This is a genomic window from Brevundimonas sp. GW821-FHT12E07, from assembly GCF_058807035.1.
Map to the genome: position 1 here is coordinate 434,924 of NZ_JBXAQH010000001.1, position 21,017 is coordinate 455,940.

Here is a 21,017-nt window from a genome sequence, read left to right on the forward strand (position 1 = left end):
CTGGTGCGGCTGAAACGGGGGCGCCGAATGACGCGAGAGGGGCGTTTCGGCAAGTCTTAATGCCATGGGGGCCGATACGGCGTCCAGTGCTGTGGACAATGGGCGACAGGGCGTCGCCTCGTGCAAGCTTGGCCTTGAAATCCCTTGGATCTTCCGGGGGCGGATCAATGCGGGGTCCGGGCGGCCTCCCGTCAGGCCCCGCCTAGAAAAAACCGCTTTACATGACAGTCCCGTGACCCTACATCGCGCTTTCCGGCGGACCCCGTAGGTCTAACGTTGCGCTGCTAACGCCGGTCTGGGTTTAACAATTACAGGGGTTTACGTGAATTGCGCACGTATCATTTCCCCCTGGACCTGGTCCGCGAGCGGTCCCCCGAACGTCCTGTCGCACTCGTGCGGCCGGCGACGGTTTCCGTAGCGGCGCGCTGGTTCCAGGACAATCTGAACGCTGACGTCTTCTATGCGGTGAAGGCCAACCCTTCGCGCTGGGTCATTGAAGCTCTCGTCGAATCCGGCGTGACCTCGTTCGACGTCGCCTCGCTCGCCGAGATCGAACTTGTGCGTTCGGTCGCCCCCGACGCGCGTCTGGCCTTCATGCATCCGGTCAAGAGCCGTTCGGCGATCACCAAGGCGTACTTCGATCATGGAGTCCGCACCTTCTCGCTCGACTGCATGGACGAGCTGCAGAAGATCCTCGACTCGACCGCCGGCGCCACCGATCTGAACCTGATCGTGCGCATGGCCGTCTCGGCCGAGGGCGCGGCCTACACCCTGTCGGGCAAGTTCGGCGTCTCCGTCGATCAGGCGCCGCCGCTGCTGCTGGCCGTGCGCCGCGCGGTGGTCGACGGCCTGATGGGCGTGTCGTTCCACGTCGGTTCGCAGTGCATGCGCCCGACCGCCTATCAGGCGGCCATGTCCCAGGTCGGCCGTGCGCTCTCGCGCGCCGGCGTCATTGTGGACGTGGTCGATGTCGGCGGCGGCTTCCCCTCGGTCTATCCGGGCATGGTTCCGCCGGACATGAGCGAATACGCCGACGCCATCCATCGCGGCTTCAACGAGATGCCGGTGTCGGAAACGACCGAGCTGTGGTGCGAGCCCGGTCGGGCCCTGGTCGCCGAAAGCTCGTCGATCCTGTGCAAGGTCGAGCTGCGCAAGGGTGACGCCCTGTATCTGAACGACGGCTCCTACGGCTCGCTGTTCGACGCCACCCACTCGCGCTGGCCCTTCCCGACCAAGCTGGTCCGGGACGGTGAGGTCGCTTCGGATCTGAAGCCGTTCCAGTTCTACGGTCCAACCTGCGACTCGATCGACCATATGCCGGGCCCGTTCTGGCTGCCGTCGGACATCCGCGAGGGCGACTATATCGAGATCGGCATGCTGGGCGCCTATGGCGTGGCCATGTCGACCGGCTTCAACGGCTATGGCGAGCACGATCTCGCCGCGGTCGAGGACGCCCCGATGGCCTCCCTCTACGGCCTGGCGCCGCGCTCCATCCCGACCGTGCGCACCACGGCCGAAGAGAACGCCCGCAAGGTCGTCCGCCTGTCGCGCCCCAAGGGCAAGGCCGGCCAGCGCAAGAAGGCGAAACGCTAGACATCCCGTCTCGCTGACGCCAAAGCGTCGCGAACGCGTTCGATAAAGCAGCGGCCCGTCGCTCCGTCCGGGCCGCTGCCTTCGCTATGACGGGCGCTCAAATCAAAGGGAAACCCCTGAAATGAACGCACCTGTCTCGTCGAACACCAAGGCGCAGCTTCTGCAGAACGTCGTCGAGCACGTCGACATCACCAGCTTTGACGCCCGCCCCATCATCGACAGCATGCGCAAGATGTCGTTCTCGTCGCGCGACACCGCCCGCGCCGCCGACATCTTCAACATGGCGCTCGAGGACAAGGACTGTTCGCCGTGGCTGATCCTGGCAGGTTCGACCTCGGCTGGCGGCTGCATGCATGTGTACCGCGACATGGTGAAGTTCGGCATGATCGACGCCGTGGTCGCCACCGGCGCCTCGATCGTCGACATGGATTTCTTCGAGGCCCTCGGCTTCAAACATTACCAGGCGGCCGGCGAGGTGGACGACAACGTCCTGCGCGAAAACTACATCGACCGGATCTACGACACCTATATCGACGAGGAAGAGCTCCAGGCCTGCGACCACACCATTCTGGAGATCTGCGACCGTCTGGAGCCCCGCGGCTATTCCTCGCGTGAGTTCATCTGGGAGATGGGCAAGTGGCTGTCCGAGGGGAACGCCAAAAAGGAAGGCTCGCTGATCCAGACCGCCTATGAAGAAGGCGTGCCGATCTTCTGCCCGGCCTTCGTCGATAGCTCGGCCGGCTTCGGTCTGGTCAAGCACCAGAAGCAGCGCATCGCCGAGGGCAAGCCCTATCTGATGATCGACGCGGTCGCCGACTTCCGCGAACTGACCGACATCAAGATCGCCGCGGGCGTCACCGGCCTGTTCATGGTCGGCGGCGGCGTGCCGAAGAATTTCGCCCAGGACACGGTCGTCTGCGCCGAGATCCTCGGCGTCGATGCCGAGATGCACCGCTATGCGGTCCAGATCACCGTCGCCGATGTGCGCGACGGCGCCTGCTCGTCCTCGACCCTCAAGGAAGCCGCCTCCTGGGGCAAGGTCCAGACCACCCACGAACAGATGGTCTTCGCCGAGGCCACCACCGTCGTGCCCCTGATCGGCTCGGACGCCTATCACCGCGGAAGCTGGAAGGCCCGCGACAAGCGCCGCTGGGCCAAGCTGTTCGGGAAGTAGGGCGCTCAAGCAGCGAGCGACCGCGTCGCGAGCGAGCGCAAACAAAAAGAGGCCGCGAGCGATCGCGGCCCTCTTTTATTCGGGAACGGGCAGGGCTGCTCGTGCTTCCCGGACGGTGGCGTTTATCGAACTGTCAGCGGTACAGCCGAACGTGATCCAGCGGCGAACGGAGCCTTCCGGCCCCGACCAAGTCAAAACCACTCCGCCGGAATCGCTCCAGAACTCACCGGAACAGAACTCTCCATCCCATCGAGGGGCGCGCTCGACCGAGGGTCTCAGGGGCTGAAGCGACGCCTTGAACCGGGCGTAATCCGCAGGAGCGCCCTGAGTTATGGAGTATCGCGTGCGCCAATTTCGATAGCGTCCGGCCCAATAACCTGTCTCGGTCCAGATGCGCCCGTCCGACGCCACGGTGACCTTGGTGTTCCGACAGTCGCCACAGAATGGCGGCGATTCCGGGCTGTAAGTGATCCGCTCCATATCCACGGGTATCGGCGGCGCGCCAGGCGTGGCGCATCCGGCCGTAAGCGCGAGGAGGACGGCAGTCAGGCAAGGGACCAAGGTTCGCATACCCGACTATGAGCCAATCCAGCAGGCCGACAAGGCCGTAACCCGGGACGTAAAAACGGCGCGGTCGCCCGCGCCGTTTCTCTCCTGCATCGGGATATCCCGATCACTCCCCGCTGATCTCCCGCACGGCCTTCATCAGGGCCTCGACGACCTTGGCGGTCTCGGGGTCCGACCAGCCGCCGGGCTTCATCTGCACGGCCTGACGCAGGGTGTGGAAGGCTTCGCGCACCACCTCGGGCGTCTGTTCTCCGGCGACGAATTTCGCGGCCAGGGCCATGCGTTGCATGACGCCGTCGACGGCCGCGCGGTTCTCGTCCAGCCAGGTCCGGCCGGCCTCGGTGACCGAGAAGACCCGCTTGCCCGAGGCGTCCTCGATCCCCGCGATCAGGCCTTCGTCGGCCAGCAGCGACAGGGTCGGATAGACCACGCCGGGCGAGGGGGCGTAACCGCCGCCGAACGCCGTCTCGATGGCCTTGATCAGGTCGTAGCCGTGGCGCGGCTCCTGTTCGATCAGGGCCAGCAGCACCAGCCTCAGATCACCGGGGCCGAACATGCGGCGTCCGCGTCCAGGACCGCGGCCTTCACCGCGTTCCCCCATGCCGCGACCTTCGCCGCGACCCATGCGGCCCCACGGGCCGGCATGACGACCGCCGAACGGCCCGGCGTGATGGCCGCCGAAGCGGCCCCGGCCCTCGCCGCAATGATGACGGCCATGACGGCCGCCGCGTTCGTTCTCACCGCGTCCTTCGCGGTCTTCGTGAAATCCAAACATGATGTGTTCCTTCGTTTTCATGTCGCCAAGATATATCTTTAAGAACGTTACGCAAGGGTCTTGAGATATATCTTTTGTAATCGCGGAACCCGGGCCCCCGTCCCGGGCTTCTGTCTTCAGAAGGAGCTCGCCCATGACCGACCCCCATGTGACCGAAGACGCCCGCGAAGCCGACGACATCGGCGAGAAGCCCGATCTGGGCCGGACGGCCGACACCCTGATCGACGTCCTGAACGGCACGGACTCCGGCTCCGACACCCGGGCGGGTTCGCTGCGGGGCGGGTCGGCAACGGGCTCGGACGACGATCCGGATCAGGAGCTGATCAACGAGACCCTCGCCAGCGAAGGCATGGTCGACAAGACCGAAGCCTCCAAAGACTGACCCTCGATCCATCATCGGTCGTCCGAGCGGCGCCGTAGCGCCTTGCCGCCGCCGCAACGATGGGCCACGGTGTCGTCAGTAGAGAAACGTGCCCAGGGACGAGACCGGAATGAAGCGCAGTCTGGCGGCGGTGGTCGCCCTTCTGACGGTGGCGTCACTGACTGTGGGGCTGGCCGCCTGTGACCCGTCCGGCAAGGGCCAAAAGGCCTCTGACACCCCCTCCGATGCCGCGGCGAAGACCGGCGTCGAATCGCCTGTCGCCGACACGGCCGCGCCGATGAGCGCTGCCGAGACCGCATCGGCGACTCCGGTCGAGGGCGCGGTCCGCGTCGGCAACGCGCCCGATTTCGCCGCCGTCTATCCGGGGGGCGTGGTCGAGGCGCCGCCGACAGTCGCGGGCGGCCCCGCCGGTCCCGGCGGTCTGGTCACCTTCACCACCGATGCGAAGCCCGAAGCGGTGATCGACTTCTACAAGCAGCGCGCCGAGGCGGCGGGCCTGGCCCAGGTGATGTCGCTCAATCGCGGCGACACTGTCGCCTATGGTGCGGCGGAGCCCGCCAACGGCGCCCTGGTCCAGGTCGTGGCCACCGCCATGGACAAGGCGCCGACCTCGGTCCAGCTCACCTGGAGCGCCGGGCAGTGAAGGGCGCGGTCCTGACGTCGGTCCTGACCGCTGTCCTTCTGGCCGCTCCGCTTGTCGCCGCCTGTGCGGTGACCCCCTATGGCGAACCCGCCGGCGCCCCGACCACGGCGACGCCGATCGCCGACCCGGTTCTCGCCGGCTATCTGACCGAGGACCGGATCAAGGCTCTGGCCGACGCCGTGCCCGCCCCCTCCGCCGACGGATCGGCCGAGCAGATCGCGGATCGCGCCCTGTCGGATCGCTATCGCGCCCTTGAGAACTCCGACCGCTGGCTGCTGGCCACCGCCCATGCCGAGCTCAGCCCCGAACTGGCCCGCCAGCATTTCGACTGCGCCCTCGGCGTGCGCTTCACCGGGGCCGCGACCCCGCGCCTGAACGCCGTCCTCGCAAAGATCCTGCACGACGCCAACGAAGCCGCCGAGGCGGCCAAGGCCCGTCAGTTCCGTCCCCGCCCGGTCGGCGTCGACATGACCCGTCCCGCCTGCACCCGCATCAGCGAGGCCGGTCGCCGCAGTCCTTCCTATCCGTCCGGCAGCGCCTCGGTCGGGGCCGCCTATGGCGAGCTCATGGCCGCCGTCGATCCCGACCATGCCGTTCAGGCGCGCGAGATCGGTCATCAGATCGGCGTCAGCCGCATCGTCTGCGCCATGCACTATCCCGCCGACGTCGCCGCCGGCGAAGCCCTGGGCAAGGCCGTCTTCGCCGCGGCCGCCGCCACCCCCGCCTTCCAGGCCGAGATGGACGCGATGCGCGCCGAACTGGCCGATGTCCGGCGTACGGGCCTGACCAACCCCGGCTGCGTCGCCGAACGCGCCGCCCTGGCCATGCCCCTGCCGCAGGAATGATCGGGGCGTTCGCCGCCCTCCTACTCCAAACCGGAAACTGGTCGCTTCCGGCGACCCGCGACTGTTCCGCCGCCGAGATGCGCGAACTCACTGCGGCCCCCGACGCCGCCGATACGCCCTTTCGCCTGACCTGCCGCGTCGACCTGAACGGCCGCCCGATCCTGCGCCGGGTCCTGATCGAGGGCGCCGAGGCCTCGGGCGCGGGGATCGACTGCGGCGGCGGCGGCATCGGCCGCCCGGGCGCCCGCACCACGACCCAGACCCCGACCGTCGCCATCTGGTCGCGCCGCATCGATGGGCCTGAACCGCGCTGGAGCCGCCCGACCGACGTCTTCATCCGCAACTGCTCCGTCCATGGCGCCATCCGCATCTGGGGCATGGGCGCCGGCGGCCGCATCGACGACCTTCGAACCTCCTCACGCACGCCGGGCCATACGGCGGCGGCGCAAGCCGCGGCGCCGTCCCACATCGCCCTGACCAACCTGAGCTTCGCCGCGACCGGCTCCATCCCCCTCTATGTCGGGCCCGGCGTGACGGCGGTGACGGTCGAGGGCGGCCGCTTCGGCGGGCGTTCGGACTCGACCGCCGTCTATCTGGACGCCGAGAGCGCGGGGAACAGTCTGCGCGACGTGACCTTCGCCATCCGTACCCCGCGCGAGATCGTCGCCGTCGACGGCTCGGCCCGGAACACGATCGTCGGCAACCGTTTTGCTCTCGGCGGCCAGGGCGGAATCTTCCTCTATCGCAACTGCGGCGAGGACGGGGTGATCCGGCATCAGACTCCGTCGGACAACATCATCACCGACAATGTCTTCACCGGCGCCTCCTGGCTCAGGCCGCGCACGGTGGTGGTCGGGGCGCGCGAGGGCGGGCGGCGCTACTGCGCGGACGACCGGGGCTGGGCGTTCGGCTCCAGCCTCGACGACGGCGACCATGCGACCGGCAATACGGTGGCGCGCAATCGGACGGGTCGCTGATCTAGCAGTTGGGGCAGTCGGGCAGGACGCCGGTCTCCAGCTGCAGTGTCGTATGGCCGATGGCGAAGCGGCTGCGGGCCAGGGTCTGCGCCTCGACCAGAAGGGCGCCGCCGTCAGCCCGGTCGTGGACCAGATGGGCGGTCAGGGCCGTCTCGGTCGTCGACAGGCCCCAGACGTGCAGATCGTGCACCGCCGACACCCCGGGCAGGGCGAGGAAGGCCGCCTTTACCGCCCCGACGTCCACCGACGGCGGGGCCGCGTCGAGCGCCAGATTGACCGAGTCCTTCAACAGCCCCCAGGTCCCGAACAGGATCACCGCCACGATGGCGATCGACACCAGCGGATCCAGGATCGACCAGCCCGTGACCATGATGATCCCGCCCGACAGCACCACCCCGATGGAGACGGCGGCGTCGGACATCATGTGCAGATAGGCGCCCCGGGCGTTCAGGTCGGCGTGCTGGTCGCGCATGAACAACAGGGCCGTGCCCAGGTTGATGACGAAGCCGATGCCGGCGACGATCATGATCATCAGCGACTGGACGGGCGCCGGATCGGTCAGCCGCTGCACCGCCTCGAAGGCGATGGCCCCGCAGGCGAAGATCAGCAGAAGCGCATTGGCCAGGGCCGCCAGCACCGTCGCCTTGCCGAAGCCGTAGGTCAGCTGCTTGCCCGCCGCGCGCCGGGCCAGCACCGCCGCGCCCCCGGCCATGGCCAGGCCCAGAACGTCGGACAGGTTGTGGCCCGCGTCGGCCATTAGGGCGGTCGAGCCCGAGACGATCCCGGCCCCGAACTCGCAGGCCACAAAGGCCAGGTTGACGATCAGCCCGACGCCATAGCGCCAGTCGCCGGTGTCGACCGGCCCGTGGTGGTGGCCGGCATGGCCGTGGCCGGCGTGAGAATGAGAATGGCTGTGCGAATGCCCATGATCATGACCGGCGTGGTCATGCGAGTGGTCGTCATGGGCGGGGTCGTGCGAGGCCATGCCCTGTCTTAGTGCTGATGCAGCAGGACGAGAAGGCCCAGCCCCAGCAGGGCGACACCCAGCACCGCGCCCTCATAGCGGGCCCAGCGCTCCAGCCTGAGCACCGAAGCGCCCATCCGGGCCAGAGCCGTGAACACCCCCATGCCCAGCACCGTGCCGACGGCGAAGGCGACGGTCAGCAGGCCGAGCGCCATGACCCCTTCCTGGGCCGAGGACATATAGATGGGCAGCAGCACCTCGCCGGGCGAGATGGCCAGCATGGCGACCAGACCCCAGAAGGCGGCGGCGTGCGACACGGTCGGCTCGGCCAGCTCCAGCGTCATCCCGTTGGCGGTGACCGGGGCCGGGCGGCGGAGGACGGCCCTCAACAGATAGAAGCCGCCGAAGGCGAACAGCAGGATGGCCGACAGATGGGGCAGCAGGCCCGCGATCCACTGGTCCAGCGCCACCCCCGCCGCGACGATCAGCCCGCCGACGACCGCCGTGGTCACGATATGGGCCAGACCTGCCGTGGTGACGGCGGCCAACACCCGGGGCAGGCTCCATTTCTGCGCCCGCCCGACCAGGACGAACGGCAGCCAGTGGGTCGGCAGGGCCGCATGCAGAAACGCCGCCACGAAGCCGCCGCCGATCAGCGACAGCAGCACATCATGTTCGAGCGGGGAGGGCGGCGTCATCGATCGCCCTCTACCGTGTTATCTTATAACAGTCGAGACTTTTCTTGATCCTCCCCCATTGGGGGAGGGGGACCGCCCGCCGCTTGGCGGGTGGTGGAGGGGGCCTGCAGCGAAACGGATTTCGAGTTACCGTTCCCCTTATGGACGCCCCAAAGCTCACCATTGCGCGTGCGCGAAACCTCCGGAGGCGAATGACGCTTCCCGAGGTTCTGTTGTGGCAGACTATTCGGGCGCGCAGGCTCGGCGTCCGATTTCGCCGCCAACATCCGCTTGGTCCCTACATTCTGGACTTCTATTGCGATGAAGCTCGGCTGGCCGTCGAGATAGACGGCGGGAGCCATGACGATCCCGACCGCATGAGGCACGATCGCAATCGGACGGAGTGGCTCTTATCGCAGGGCGTCGAAGTGTTCAGGATCCCTGCGCGTTCGGTGCTCGGCAATCTGGATGGCGTGCTGGCCGGACTCAAAGAGCGCGTGCGCGGTGGGCCCCCTCCACCGCTTCGCGGTCCTCCTCCCCCAAAGGGGGAGGATCCTTGCGGCTGATTATTCCGTGAACACCAACGGCGTCCCGGCCGCGGGCAGGCAGCTCTGGTCCACCGGCTTCGTCGGGTCCCTCAGGAAGTCGCGGGCCGCGCGGGCCGCGCAAGGGCTGCCGCCGGTGACGCCGTGGGTGGCGTTGGTGACGATCATCACCTGACTGTTCTTGTAACCCTCGGCGGCCTTGCGGGTCAGGGGCGGCGGGCAGCCGGGGTCGATCTCGGCGGCGATGAACAGGGTCGGGATGTCGGTGTGGACCGGGGCGTTCTCGATCGGATCGGCGGGGCCGACGTCGACCGTTGCGCAGACGTCGAACAGGCGCGACAGGCTGGGGACCGAGACCTCGGCGACCGGATCGCCCGCGGCGCCGGCGGCCAGCCGTTCCTTCGATTCGAACGGCAGCTCCTCCTTGCACAGATGGGCCATGTGCTGGCCCTCGAAATAGTAGGTGCGGCTCTCGGCGGCCTCGGCGACGGAGGTCAGGTCGCCGGCGATGATCTTCTCCAGATCGGCCGGCAGGCTGCGCACGCCCGAGGCCGAATAGGTGGTGTCCATCAGGAAGGAGGCCAGGTCCTCGACGGTGTAGCTCTTGCCGTCCCTGCCCGTTTGCGGCCCGGCCAGCCACAGGCGGGCATTGGCCTCGAACCGGGTCTGCAGGTCGGGGTGGCGGGCGCCGCATTCGGCCTGGGCCGCGCATTTGGCGAGGATGATCTTGACCGCCGTCGAGACCTGCTCCGGCGTGCCGACGGCCCAGTTGCCCTCGGGCGGCCAGGGGCTGTCCATGACCACGGCGCGCACGCCCTGCGGCGCATGGGTGATGACGGCGGCCTCGATGCGCGGACCGTAGGAGCCGCCGAAAAGGTCGATCCGGTCCAGCTTCATCGCCGTCTTCAGGTCGGCGACGTCGGCGGCGATCACGGCCGCATTATACTGCGACAGGTTCACGCCCGCATCGGCCCAGTCCTTCATGCAGGCGATCAGCTTGTCGGCGTCTTCCTTCGACGGCGGTCCCGCGTCGGTCAGCTGGGCGCCGGGGCAGTCCATGGAGGGATTGTCCATCCCGCCGCCGCGCTGGTCGAAATAGATCCAGTCCTGATCGACGGCGGCCAGAGGCCCGGCCCGGTCCGGATTGGCGGCGTAGAAGGCCAGACGTCGGCCCACCCCCTGCACCAGGGCCCCGCCGGGTCCGCCATGGAAGACCACGACCGGCGGCAGGGCCTGACCCGAGGCGTCGCGATACGGCTGGCTGGCCTTCACCGTCGCCACGGCGATGTCGATGCGGCGCGTGTTCGGATCGCCGCGCGTCTCGTCGACCGTCAGGGTCCCGCACTCGACCACGCGCGCGGTCTGGGCGGGCCAGTTCGCGGGACAGGCCTTCACCGTATAGACGGGGGCGCCCGCGTGGGCAGAGGCTCCGCCCAGCAGCAGGCCCGAGGCGGCGGCAAGGGCGGCGGCGAGGCCGGCGAACAGTCTGGTCATGAAGGATCCTCCGCCCGCACCAGACACCCGGAAGGCGTCGAGGCGCAAGCAGGAGGACGTTAGGAGCCTCAGGCTGTCTTCGGGGCGGCCTTCTTGCCGGTGACCTTGGCGATGGCTTTCGACACCGCCGCCTTCACACCGCGCGCGGGTTTGGCCACGGCCTTGACCACGGCCGGAACGCCGGGCTTGCGGTCGGCATAGAGGGACTTGCGGTCCAGCGGCAGGCCGCTGGGTCCCGGACGGCGCTTCTGGGCCACGGTCTGGTAGACCAGCACCGAACCCCGCTCGAAGCTCTTCTTGAACAGGGCGAAATAGATCAGCCACAGCCGGGTGCGGGCCTCGCCGACCATGGCGTAGGCCTCCTCGCGCTTGGCGTAGAGGCGCTCTTCCCAGTGCTTCAGCGTCAGCTCGAAATGCTCGCGCATGTCTTCGACGTCCAGCGTCTCGAAGCCCAGGCGGCCGAGGTTGGTCACCGTCATCCCGATGGTGTCCAGCTCCCCGCCCGGGAAGATGAAGCGGGTGATGACCTTGGTCGTATTGGTGGCCTTGATCGGGTCCAGACCGCCGCGGCGCACCGAGGCCTGGTGGAAATAGAGGCCGCGCGGCTTCAGCAGCCGCTTCATCTCCAGGAAGTGGCGCTCGTGGTTGGCGAAGCCGACGTGTTCGAACATCTCGACCTGGGAGATGGCGTCGTACTGGCCCGTGACGTCGCGATAGTCCTTGAGCTCCAGCGTGATCCTGTCCGACAGGCCCTCGCGCTCGACCTTGGCGCGGCCATAGTCGAGTTGCGCCTGCGACAGGGTCACCCCGTGAACGGTGACGCCATAGTGTTTGGCCGCCCAGCAGGACAGACCGGCCCAGCCGCAGCCGACGTCCAGCAGCTTCTGGCCGGGCTGCAGCCGCAGCTTGCGGCAGATCCGGTCCAGCTTCTCTTCCTGGGCCGCTTCCAGCGTCGTGTCGTGATCGGTGAAATAGGCGCTGGAATAGACCATCTCCGGATCGAGGAAGAGCCGGTAGAAGTCGTTGCCGACATCATAGTGGAACTGGATGAAGTCCTTGTCGCTGCGGCCGGCCTTGTCGGCGCCAATGCCGTCATTGCCGGTCTTGTCCCATTCCGGCAGCTGGGTCGCCCCGGCGTCCGAGCCGCCCAGCAGGAAGGGGATGGCCGCCTTCGCAATAAGAATTTTGTCGGCGCGTTTGGCCAGATGGACGGCGCGGCCGTGGTCCCAGCGGTCGGCGGCCTCCAGGGGCGAACCGCCCTCGATGCGCATGTCGCCCGTGGCGAACATCTCGAACAGGGTCATCAGGCCGGGCTTGAGCAGCAGGCGACGTACGGCCGAGGGGCGGGCGATGACGATCTGGATGTCGTCGCGGGCGTTCGGTCCCAGCGGCAGGACCTCGCCGTTCCACAGTCTCAGGGACAGGTCGGCCTGAAGCAGTTCGGCGACATGGGCGGTAATGCGGCGCGCAGCGATGATGCGGCTGTCGGCGTCGGTCGTCATAGATCGTGAATCCTCTTCCCCTTATGCGTTCATTGCACGGTCGCGTTGCGCGGGGCTAGAGAGGCGTGGCGATTCAAAGCGTCGCTGTCGCCGCATGGGGCGCCGGGGCCATGCGATGGGCCTTTTAGAGCGGTTTCGGGCCGGTTTGGCGTTGACTCCGAGGGCCCGGTCCGTATATGTCGCCGCTCTTCGCCCGCGGGGTCATCCGGCGGGCGCATCCTTTTTTGCGTTACGCTGAGGCTCCAACATGTACGCGGTGATCAAGACCGGCGGCAAGCAGTACCGGGTTCAACCGGGCGACACGATCGTTGTCGAGAAGCTGAACGGCGACGCCGGTCAGGAACTGAAGTTCGACAGCGTCCTGATGCTGGGCGGCGACAAGGGCGTGACCCTGGGCGCCCCGCTGATCGACGGCGCCTTCGTCGGCGCGACCCTGATCGAGACCCGCAAGGGCGAGAAGGTCAAGATCTTCAAGAAGACCCGTCGTCAGGGCTACCGCCGCACGAACGGCCACCGTCAGCTGGAAAGCGTTCTGCGCATCACCGGCATCGAAGGCGCCGGCGAAACGGCCAAGTGGGACGGCAAGATCGAACTGACGACCCGCGCCGAGATCAACCTGCGCGCCCGTGGCCTGGCCAAGCGCGACGCGACGTCGGCCCTGGGTTCGACCGAGACGGTCGTCGCCTCGCACGACGGCGCCTCGGTTGACGCCGTGGTCGTCGAGAAGTCCGCACCCGCCAAGAAGGCCCCGGCGAAGAAGGCTGCCAAGCCCGCCGCGACCGACGAAGCCTAAAGAACAACCGCGCTACCCAGCGCGACCCAACGATCTGCGCTCCGGCCGACTGGCTGACAGCGCAAAAGGAAAGAGGAGCAACCCATGGCTCACAAGAAATCCGGTGGTTCGTCGCGTAACGGTCGCGACTCCCAGTCGAAGCGCCTCGGCGTCAAGAAGTACGGCAGCGAAAACGTGCTGGCCGGCAACATCCTCGTGCGTCAGCGCGGCACCCAGTTCCATCCGGGCGCCAACGTCGGCCTCGGCCGCGACCACACCCTCTTCGCGCTCGAGCACGGCGTGGTGAAATTCACGACCAAAACCAACGGCCGTTGTTACGTGTCGATTATTCCGGCCAACGACCAGCAGGCTATGGCCGCCGAGTAACGCGAAACCCGGAATTTTCGGATCGCGTTGCTCGAAAAAGCAGCCGATCCGGACCAGGGAAAATATTCCGCGGGGAGTCTGGATCACCAGGCTCCCCGTTTGCGTTTCCCCGCCTCGAAGTCCGCCCGAGCCCTCCAAGGAGGCGGACCGATTTGAGGCCAAGACCATGTGCATCATCGAAACCTCCCCGGTCATCGAGACCCGGCGACTGGTCCTGCGCGCGCCCGCGCCCCAGGACGCCCCCCGTATCGCCGCCCTGGCGAACGACAAGGATATCGCGCGGATGACCTGCCGCATGCCGCACCCGTTCGGGACCGGCGACGCGGAGGACTTCGTCATCGCCGTCGCGGGCCAGGATCCGGCCAAGGCCAACACCTTCCTGATCGAGCATGAGGACCTGGGACCCGTCGGGGTCATCGGGATGTTCGAGGACGGGGATGTGGCGCCCGAGACGGGTTACTGGATCGGCCGCGACTTCTGGGGCCGGGGCTTCGCCACCGAAGCCCTGGAAGGCGCCATGGTCTGGGCCAGCCGCAAGTGGAAGCGCCGTGCGCTGGTCGCCGGTCACTTCGCCGACAACGCGGCGTCGGGTCGGGTGCTGGAGAAGGCGGGCTTCCTGTACACGGGCGAGACCCGCCGGCCCTACAGCCAGGCGCGTCAGGCCCCGGTCGACACCCGCCGGATGGTCTGGCTGGCCTAGCCGGCCGCCAGGCTGGGTCCGAACACGGCGACCGCGCCGATCGCGCCGGCGAGAACCGCCATCCCCGCTCCGGCGAGGAAGGCGACGACCGTCCGGTTGCGGCGGCGGCGCATGCCGCCCGTGCGGACCTTGCGGATATAGACCTTGGGCGTGCGGTCGAAGGCTTCCGAACCGCTGATATTGTGCTGGGACATGAACGCGCTCCCCCGACTGACGCGCCCGTCGGGGGACGCGCGGGCAGTCAGGCGGGCGCGGTGGGGCCAAACAAAGGCGAACGCCGCTCACCCACCAATCCGTGATCGGACGACTGTCGGTCGCCGAATCCCGGATCAGTCGCGGAAGGCTTTACCCGCAGAAGACGGGCCGACCGCTGTAGGCGATGTAATAGCCCGTCCTCGGATCGTAGGAGCGGTACTCGGCGCAGCACCAGTTGATCCGCTGCGGATCACGGCCGCCGACGGCGTACTGGCCATGGTCGTGGCCATAGCGGTCGGCATAGGCCTGACCCGGGGCATAGCCGCCGTAGCCGCCGCCCGAATAGACGACGTCCGGCCGCCCGTATTCGCCGTAATAGACATTGCTGCCGTAGCTGTAGCCGCCGCCGTAGCTGTAGGCCGTGCTCCGCCGCCAGGGCGCGCGCTGATCGCGCCAGCGGGCGTCGCAGTCGTTGCGGCCGCGATCCCAGTAGGCGTCGCAGCGATAGTCGCCGGGCACGTCGCGCTGGCCCTGATAGCTGTAATCCCGGCTGTAGCGCCGGTCGTAGCGCCGGTCCCCGCAGCGGTCGCCGCAGACCGCGCCCTGCTGATAGCCGTAGAAATCCTGGGCCCCGCCGGGCTGGTAGCCATAGACCTGGGCCGAGGCGGGGGCGGCCGAGACCACGGCGGTCGCGGCAAGAGCCAGCGCGGTGAGGCGCGACGAAACGGAAAACATGGTTAACGCCTCCAGTCGGCCTCTACCCCTCCAAGGGCGACCCGCCGTGTTGATGGGGTACGCTTACAGGGTGATGGAGATCATCCGTCCGCCGCGCGTCTCGACGCGGCGCATGAGCACGATCCGGTCGCCGCCGGCGCTGACCGGAGCGATGATAAACCAGCCGCCGTCCGGCAGGCCGGTCAGGGTGAAACGGTTGTTGGCGCAGGTCGTCGAGCGAACGAAGGAGCGATAGTCCGCGTTCGGATCGGCGACGGTGCGGGCGCGCACCACGGCCTCGGGGATCGCCGCCTGATCGGTCGAGCCGTACAGGGTGTTGAAGCGGGCGCGGGTGTAGGGGGTGTCGGGCGTCAGCGCGACCGAGCCGGTGCAGGCATAGGCCGTATTGCCGCGGCTGTAGGCGATGCGGCCCTCGATCGAGCCCTGGCCCGGACGGGCCGACCAGCCGAAGGCGTCGGCGTTGAAGGCGCTGGACGGCGGCGGGGGCGGGGCCATGCCGCCGCCCATGGTCGGGGCGCAGGCCGCGACGCCCAGCAGAGAGAGGGACGCCAGCGTCGCGAGCGCGGCCGGACGCACGCGCCCGATACGGATCTGATTCGACATGGAACACCCTTTCCTGCGTGGTTCCGGCTCGCGGAACGCCCCTGACCATACGCCTAACGCCCGTCCTATGGTCAAGGTTGCGAGCATTGACGACCTCAGTCACAACATCGCCGATGACCGTGACATTTTCCGACATCCAGGCCGCCCAGATCCGAATTCAGGGTCAGGTGGACCGGACCCCCGTGCGCCATTCCCGCCGTCTGTCCGAGCTGACCGGGGCCGATGTCTGGGTCAAGTACGACAATCTGCACTTCACCGGCTCGTTCAAGGAGCGCGGCGCCCTGAACCGGCTGCTGCTGCTGACGCCGGATGAGCGCAAGCGCGGCGTCGTCGCCGCCTCGGCGGGCAACCATGCCCAGGCCCTGGCCTATCACGGCGGCCGTCTGGGCGTGCCGGTGACCATCGTCATGCCCGAGGGCACCCCCTTCGCCAAGATCAACGGCACCCGCAGCCACGGCGCCACCGTGGTCATCCACGGCCTCGACTTCACCGCCTCCACCGAGGAGGCCAAGCGGCTGGAGGTCGAGCATGGCTATGTCTTCGTCTCGGCCTTCGACGACGAGGGGATCGTGGCCGGGCAGGGCGTCTGCGGCATCGAATTCCTTGAGGACGCGCCCGAACTCGAGGCCCTGATCGTGCCGATCGGCGGCGGCGGGCTGATCGCCGGCTGCGCCATCGCGGCCAAGGCCATGAAGCCCGACATCAAGGTTTTCGGCGTCGAGGCGGCCCGCTATCCGTCCTTCACCGCCAAACGGGCGGGCGAACCGCCCGTCTGCACCGGCCAGACTATCGCCGAGGGCATCGCCATCAAGGCGGTCGGCGACATCCCCTTCGCCCTCGCCAACGACCTGATCGACGAGGTCTTCGTGGTCGATGAGGCCGACTTCGAACGCGGCGTCTCCTTCATGGTCACGCTGGAGAAGACGGTGTGCGAGGGCGCCGGCGCCGGCGGTCTGGCGGCCCTGCTGCGCTATCCCGAGCGCTTCAGGGGGATGAAGGTCGGTATCGAACTGACCGGCGGCAATATCGACGCCCGGATGCTGGCCGTGGTGCTGAACCGCGAGATGGTTCGCGAACGCAGACTGATCGTCTATCGCATCCTCGGCGATGACCGGCCCGGCATGCTGTCGGCCATGGCGGCGGTGATCGGCGGCCTCGGCGGCAACATCATCGACGTCGTCCACAACCGTCTGGCCCTCGACGTCCCGGCCAAGGGCGCGGAGTTCGACATCATGGTCGAAACGCGCGATAGCGCCCACGCCGACGAGATCGGCGACGCTTTGAAGGACAAGGGTTATGCGCTTCGGATGGGCTAGGGCCGCGACGGTCTCTGTTATCGCCGCCACGCTTCTGGTCGCCGCCTGCCATCGCCCTCCGGTCAGCCCCGAGGAGCTGGCGAAGAACGCCGCCGACGCCGCCGCCTTCATGGACAAGAACAAGTCGGCTCCGGGGATCCAGACCCTGCCGTCGGGCCTGCAGTACAAGGTGCTGGTCTCCGGCCCGTCAGGCGCCGCGAGCCCGGATCGCAACGATCTGGTCAAGGTCGACTATGAAGGCGCCCTGATCGACGGCACGGTGTTCGACAGCTCCTTCGAACGCGGCGTGCCTCTGGCCATCCACGTCGACGAGGTGGTGCCCGGCTGGACCGAGGCTCTGCAACGCATGAAGGTCGGGGACGAGTGGATGCTCTACGTCCCGCCCGCGCTCGGCTACAAGGACCAGCGCGCCGGCGACATCCCGCCGAATTCTGCCCTGGTCTTCCGCGTCAAGCTTCTGGATGTCGCCCCGGTCCCGGGCGCCGGCCGCGCGATCGGCTCGGCGAACGGCTAGTTGAGGCTGGTCTCCTCACCATCGCTTCGCGATGGGGAGGTGGCGCGTCGCTTCTTCAGCGACGTGACGGAGGGGGCTCTGGCTTCCTTTGCAGGCCGTGTCCGTCGCCCACAAGAACCCCCTCCACCACCCGCCAAGCGGCGGGCGGTCCCCCTCCCCACGCTACGCGTGGTGAGGACAGGCCCACTCCGCCTTCACGCCTGCGTCCTCTTCCCGCGCCAGCCGGACCGCCTTCGCGCGCCCGAACGCTTCCGCGTCCAGCCGCCCCAGCGCCCAGACCGCCGCGCCGCGCACGACCGGCGCCGGATCGTCCAGCAGCCGCTCCGCCGTCGCGACCAGACCCGCATCGGCGCTGTTGCCGACCGCATAGAGGACGTTCCTGAGGAAGCGGTCCCGGCCGATCCGCTTGATCGGGCTCTTGGTGAACAGGGCGCGGAAGGCCGGGTCGTCCAGCGCCGCCAGCTCGGCCAGGGGCGGCTGCTCCAGTGCGCCCCGCGCCTGCAGTCGCGCCTCCCTGGAGGCGGCGGCGAACTTGTTCCACGGACAGACCGCCAGACAGTCGTCGCAGCCGTAGATGCGTGACCCCGTCGCCGTGCGGAACTCGACCGGCCACGGTCCCGGAAACTCGATGGTCAGGTAGGAGAGGCAGCGGCGGGCGTCGAGCTGGAAGGGAGCGGGGAAGGCCTGCGTCGGGCAGGCGTCCAGACAGGCGGTGCAGGAGCCGCAGTGTTCAGTCTCCGCCTGATCGGGCTCAAGCTCCGCCGCCGACAGGATGACGCCGAGGAACAGCCAGTTGCCGTGGTCGCGGCTCAAGAGATTGGTGTGCTTGCCCTGCCAGCCGATCCCGGCGCGCTGGGCCAGGGGCTTTTCCATCAGGGGAGCGGTATCGACGAAGACCTTTACATCCTCGCCCGTCTTCGCCGCGATCTGACCCGCCAGGGTCTTCAGCCGCCCCTTGATGACCTCGTGATAGTCGTCGCCCCGGGCGTAGACGGAGATATAGCCCGCCGAACGGTCGGCCATCTCGGGCAGGGGATCGGTCTTCGGCCCATAGTTCAGGCCCAGCACCACGGCCGACCGCGCCCCGTCCCACATGGCGGTCGGATGGGCGCGGCGCTCCAGCGTCGTCTCCATCCAGCCCATCTCGCCATGCCGCCCGGCTTCGACGAAATGGGCCAGCTTCTCGCCCGCGCTCCAGGGATCGCTGGCCGAGGCGAACCGGCAGACGTCGAAACCCAGGGCCGAGGCCTGGCTGCGGATGATGTCGCGGGGATCGGCCATCGGGAGGTGCTCTGTCACAGAGGGGCTGGCGAGGACAGGCCTTCGTTGGAACCTCGCACATCCGCGCGCCAAAACCCGCCTGCCATCAAGGTCTTACCGGCCCGCCGTCCCATTCGGTCCAGCAGGCCCCGCGCAGGTGCTAACCTTCGCGCAGGTCTTTGACATCGCCATCCCTCGACAGCGCACGCCCATGCACGTCGCTTGCACCCGAGTGCAACGAACGTCGTTCCGAAAAACCGGGCGAATCCAGCCGTCTGCGGGGCCAACCTCTCGCCCCGCTTTCAGGATTGCACTTTTTGCACCCGGTTTTTTCCGCGTGCAGGACCGGCGGCTACTGTCCCGCCGGCTTGCCGATCAGGGCGTCGACCGAGCCGGTGGTCACCGGGTGATAGCCGGGCCGGGCGCGGGCGTAGATGCGGGTGGCCAGAGGCCGGCCCCAGTCGCCCTCCTTCCACAGGCTGGTGAACAGCGGCATCACGAACTTCCGCCGGCCCTGCGAGGTCAGGAACCGCTCCAGCGTCGGCACGGCCGGCTGATAGCGATGGGCCACGGCGATCTGCAGCCAGGCGAAGGTCAGCTCGGAGTTACCCTCGTGCTCGAGGTTCAGGGTGGCATCCAGGTCCGCCAACTGCTGGTTGGTCATCCAGTCGGCTCCATCGCGCAGGTTGGCAGGCCGCCACTGCAGGAAGCGCTGTCGCTGCTGGGTGCTCCAGCCCTTCCACGGGATGGCCGAGGCCGGGCCGCGGTTGGCGAAGAAGGCCGTCGCGGCGCGGTCCACGGCGTCGAAGTCGGCCGAGGTCGGGGCCACGGCGTTCGACGGCAGGCCGGGCTGATAGACCCATTCGTCCAGCTTCAGCTGCTGCTCCAGCGCCTGATCGCCCTTCACGAGATTGGCCCGGATGTCCTGCAGGAACAGCTCCGAGGTCATCGGCCGGAAGGCGTTGCGGTCGAAGTAGCCCTTCAGCCAGGCGTCGAAGCGCTGGCGTCCGACGATCCGCTCGATGGTCTCCAGGAAGGCCGCGCCCTTCTCATAGGCGATGTCGGTCATGCCGTCGTCGGGGTCGCGCCCGGTCAGGTCGAGGTGCAGACGGGTGTCCGCCGCCGGCTGGGTCTTGAGCTGCTCCTGCAGCGAGTCCCAGCCCAGCACCCGCTCCTGCTGGGCGCGGGCGGGGCTGTAGACGGCCTCCATGATCCGGTTCTGGAAGTAGGTGGTGAAGCCCTCGTTGAGCCAGAAGTCGGCCCAGACCGCGTGGGTCACCGTATTGCCCGACCAGCTGTGCGCCAGCTCGTGGGCGACCAGCGAGACCAGCGACTTGTCGCCGGCGATGACCGTCGGGGTCGCGAAGGTCAGGCGTGGGTTCTCCATCCCGCCGAACGGGAAGGACGGCGGCAGGACCAGCACATCATACCGGCCCCAGCGATAGGGGCCGTACAGGGCCTCGGCCGCGTCGACCATCTTGCCCATCTCGGCGAACTCGGCCTTGACCGCCTCCAGACGGCTCGGCTCGGTCCAGACGCCGACGCGCCCGCCTTCCGAGGCGAAGGCCAGGTCGCCCACCGCGATGGCCATCAGATAGGGCGGGATCGGGTTGGTCATGCGGAAGCGGTAGCTGTGCATGGGCTGGCCGTTCAGGGCCGGGGCGCGCTCGCCGTTCGGCGTCAGCATCTCGGCGCTCATCACCGCCTTCAGCGCCTCGGGGACGGTGATGGTGGCGGAGTAGGTCTGGCGGATGCCCGGACTGTCCTGGGTCGGGACCCAGGTCCGGGTCAGGATGGCCTCGCCCTGGCTGAACAGGAAGGGCTGTTTGCCGCCCGCCGTCTGGGCCGGGGTCAGCCACTGCAGGGCCGCCGCGTCGGGCTTCGTCGCGTAGTCGATGAAGATCTTGCGGGTCTCGCCGGGTGTGAAGGCCGGGAAGGTCACGGTCAGGCTCTGGCCCAGGATCGGGTCGGCGGCGCCGAGCGTGAACTGCAGCGGACCCTTGGCGTCACGGACGGCCTTGATGTTCAGGTTGCGGCTGTCAAGCACGATCTGCGTCGCGCCCGGCTCGGCCGTGATGTCCAGCGCCGCCGTGCCCGACAGGGTCTTGGCGGCGAAGTCGGCGGTCAGGTTCAGGTCGACGTGCTTGACCCGGGCGATCTGCGGCTGGGCGTAGGAGTGGATGTCCTTGGGATAGGTCACCGGCGCGGTCGCCGAGGCGGGCAGGGGCGGCATGTCCGAGGCCGGGTCGGCGGCGGGCTGCTGGCAGCCGGCGAGGACCAGCACGCCGGCCAGGGCGGCGCTCAGCGCGAGGATAGAGACAGTCGTCTTGCGGGACATGGAACGCTCCGTTGAACTTCGGCGCGGACCTGAGACCCGTTGGGCGGCGAGATCAAGAC

Annotated in this window: 23 protein-coding genes; 13 read left to right on the forward strand and 10 right to left on the reverse strand. The window is 68.1% G+C overall.

Going from position 1 to position 21,017, the window contains the following annotated elements; all coding sequences use genetic code 11:
• The first annotated feature begins 327 nt into the window (after positions 1–327).
• A complete protein-coding gene (locus AC1ROD_RS02140; RefSeq protein WP_492946613.1) occupies positions 328–1,593 on the forward strand; it encodes a type III PLP-dependent enzyme in 1,266 nt (421 codons plus the stop codon).
• Between the two features lie 121 nt (positions 1,594–1,714).
• On the forward strand, positions 1,715–2,767 hold the full coding sequence (locus AC1ROD_RS02145) for a 1,9-bis(guanidino)-5-aza-nonane synthase (RefSeq protein WP_492946614.1): 1,053 nt from the start codon (positions 1,715–1,717) through the stop codon (positions 2,765–2,767).
• Positions 2,768–3,440: 673 nt separating this feature from the next.
• On the opposite strand, the gene AC1ROD_RS02150 is transcribed toward AC1ROD_RS02145, so the two are convergent.
• Positions 3,441–3,890, reverse strand: a complete 450-nt coding sequence (locus AC1ROD_RS02150; RefSeq protein ID WP_492946615.1) for a PadR family transcriptional regulator — start codon at positions 3,888–3,890, stop codon at positions 3,441–3,443.
• 87 nt (positions 3,891–3,977) lie between these two features.
• Between AC1ROD_RS02150 and AC1ROD_RS02155 the strand changes: the two genes are divergently transcribed.
• The 5 genes from AC1ROD_RS02155 to AC1ROD_RS02175 all read left to right on the forward strand — a co-directional run bounded on the left by AC1ROD_RS02155 (position 3,978) and on the right by AC1ROD_RS02175 (position 6,956).
• Complete coding sequence (locus tag AC1ROD_RS02155; protein WP_492946616.1) at positions 3,978–4,151, forward strand: hypothetical protein; 174 nt, start codon at positions 3,978–3,980, stop codon at positions 4,149–4,151.
• Between the two features lie 91 nt (positions 4,152–4,242).
• Positions 4,243–4,491 (forward strand): ribonuclease, encoded by a 249-nt coding sequence (locus AC1ROD_RS02160; protein WP_492946617.1) that lies wholly within the window; start codon positions 4,243–4,245, stop codon positions 4,489–4,491.
• 109 nt (positions 4,492–4,600) lie between these two features.
• Positions 4,601–5,134, forward strand: coding sequence for a hypothetical protein (locus AC1ROD_RS02165; RefSeq protein WP_492946618.1), 534 nt, complete (start codon positions 4,601–4,603; stop codon positions 5,132–5,134).
• Positions 5,131–5,979 carry a phosphatase PAP2 family protein gene (locus AC1ROD_RS02170; RefSeq protein ID WP_492946619.1) on the forward strand — a complete coding sequence of 283 codons (849 nt, stop codon included), beginning with the start codon at positions 5,131–5,133 and terminating at the stop codon, positions 5,977–5,979. Before AC1ROD_RS02165 ends, AC1ROD_RS02170 begins: the two co-directional genes overlap by 4 nt.
• Before the next feature lie 77 nt (positions 5,980–6,056).
• Complete coding sequence (locus AC1ROD_RS02175; RefSeq protein WP_492946620.1) at positions 6,057–6,956, forward strand: right-handed parallel beta-helix repeat-containing protein; 900 nt, start codon at positions 6,057–6,059, stop codon at positions 6,954–6,956.
• A 1-nt stretch (position 6,957) separates the two neighbouring features.
• On the opposite strand, the gene AC1ROD_RS02180 is transcribed toward AC1ROD_RS02175, so the two are convergent.
• Both AC1ROD_RS02180 and AC1ROD_RS02185 read right to left on the reverse strand, forming a co-directional pair.
• Positions 6,958–7,941, reverse strand: a complete 984-nt coding sequence (locus AC1ROD_RS02180) for a cation diffusion facilitator family transporter (RefSeq protein ID WP_492946621.1) — start codon at positions 7,939–7,941, stop codon at positions 6,958–6,960.
• 8 nt (positions 7,942–7,949) lie between these two features.
• Complete coding sequence (locus AC1ROD_RS02185; protein ID WP_492946622.1) at positions 7,950–8,618, reverse strand: hypothetical protein; 669 nt, start codon at positions 8,616–8,618, stop codon at positions 7,950–7,952.
• A gap of 140 nt (positions 8,619–8,758) precedes the next feature.
• Here AC1ROD_RS02185 and AC1ROD_RS02190 point away from each other — a divergent pair, with 140 nt between their 5' ends.
• The gene (locus AC1ROD_RS02190; protein ID WP_492946623.1) at positions 8,759–9,163 is read left to right on the forward strand and encodes an endonuclease domain-containing protein; all 405 of its coding nucleotides are present in this window, start codon (positions 8,759–8,761) and stop codon (positions 9,161–9,163) included.
• On the opposite strand, the gene AC1ROD_RS02195 is transcribed toward AC1ROD_RS02190, so the two are convergent.
• Together AC1ROD_RS02195 and AC1ROD_RS02200 are read right to left on the reverse strand one after the other, a co-directional pair.
• On the reverse strand, positions 9,164–10,636 hold the full coding sequence (locus tag AC1ROD_RS02195) for an alpha/beta hydrolase (protein ID WP_492946624.1): 1,473 nt from the start codon (positions 10,634–10,636) through the stop codon (positions 9,164–9,166).
• Positions 10,637–10,704: 68 nt separating this feature from the next.
• Positions 10,705–12,138 carry a class I SAM-dependent methyltransferase gene (locus tag AC1ROD_RS02200; RefSeq protein ID WP_492946625.1) on the reverse strand — a complete coding sequence of 478 codons (1,434 nt, stop codon included), beginning with the start codon at positions 12,136–12,138 and terminating at the stop codon, positions 10,705–10,707.
• 247 nt (positions 12,139–12,385) lie between these two features.
• Here AC1ROD_RS02200 and rplU point away from each other — a divergent pair, with 247 nt between their 5' ends.
• From rplU to AC1ROD_RS02215, 3 genes are all read left to right on the forward strand, one after another.
• Positions 12,386–12,931: a 50S ribosomal protein L21 gene (gene rplU, locus AC1ROD_RS02205; protein ID WP_492946626.1), complete on the forward strand. Its 546-nt coding sequence runs from the start codon at positions 12,386–12,388 to the stop codon at positions 12,929–12,931.
• Positions 12,932–13,015: 84 nt separating this feature from the next.
• Positions 13,016–13,297, forward strand: coding sequence for a 50S ribosomal protein L27 (rpmA, locus tag AC1ROD_RS02210; RefSeq protein WP_207869121.1), 282 nt, complete (start codon positions 13,016–13,018; stop codon positions 13,295–13,297).
• Positions 13,298–13,463: 166 nt separating this feature from the next.
• Entirely contained in the window at positions 13,464–13,997 is a 534-nt protein-coding gene (locus AC1ROD_RS02215) for a GNAT family N-acetyltransferase (RefSeq protein WP_492946627.1), read from the forward strand.
• On the opposite strand, the gene AC1ROD_RS02220 is transcribed toward AC1ROD_RS02215, so the two are convergent.
• From AC1ROD_RS02220 to AC1ROD_RS02230, 3 genes are all read right to left on the reverse strand, one after another.
• Positions 13,994–14,191 carry a hypothetical protein gene (locus tag AC1ROD_RS02220; protein WP_492946628.1) on the reverse strand — a complete coding sequence of 66 codons (198 nt, stop codon included), beginning with the start codon at positions 14,189–14,191 and terminating at the stop codon, positions 13,994–13,996. The genes AC1ROD_RS02215 and AC1ROD_RS02220 overlap by 4 nt on opposite strands.
• A gap of 151 nt (positions 14,192–14,342) precedes the next feature.
• Positions 14,343–14,927, reverse strand: coding sequence for a BA14K family protein (locus AC1ROD_RS02225; protein ID WP_492946629.1), 585 nt, complete (start codon positions 14,925–14,927; stop codon positions 14,343–14,345).
• A gap of 63 nt (positions 14,928–14,990) precedes the next feature.
• Entirely contained in the window at positions 14,991–15,530 is a 540-nt protein-coding gene (locus AC1ROD_RS02230) for a hypothetical protein (RefSeq protein WP_492946630.1), read from the reverse strand.
• Between the two features lie 113 nt (positions 15,531–15,643).
• On the opposite strand from AC1ROD_RS02230, the gene AC1ROD_RS02235 reads away from it, so the two are divergent.
• Together AC1ROD_RS02235 and bamJ are read left to right on the forward strand one after the other, a co-directional pair.
• Positions 15,644–16,846 (forward strand): threonine ammonia-lyase, encoded by a 1,203-nt coding sequence (locus AC1ROD_RS02235; protein WP_492946631.1) that lies wholly within the window; start codon positions 15,644–15,646, stop codon positions 16,844–16,846.
• A complete protein-coding gene (gene bamJ / locus AC1ROD_RS02240; RefSeq protein ID WP_492946632.1) occupies positions 16,827–17,360 on the forward strand; it encodes a BamJ family beta-barrel-assembly machinery protein in 534 nt (177 codons plus the stop codon). The genes AC1ROD_RS02235 and bamJ overlap by 20 nt, the downstream gene beginning before the upstream one ends.
• 162 nt (positions 17,361–17,522) lie before the next feature.
• Here bamJ and queG read toward each other — a convergent pair whose 3' ends face one another.
• A complete protein-coding gene (gene queG, locus AC1ROD_RS02245) occupies positions 17,523–18,641 on the reverse strand; it encodes a tRNA epoxyqueuosine(34) reductase QueG (protein ID WP_492946633.1) in 1,119 nt (372 codons plus the stop codon).
• 331 nt (positions 18,642–18,972) lie between these two features.
• Positions 18,973–20,958, reverse strand: coding sequence for a M1 family metallopeptidase (locus AC1ROD_RS02250; protein ID WP_492946634.1), 1,986 nt, complete (start codon positions 20,956–20,958; stop codon positions 18,973–18,975).
• Between the last annotated feature and the right edge of the window lie 59 nt (positions 20,959–21,017).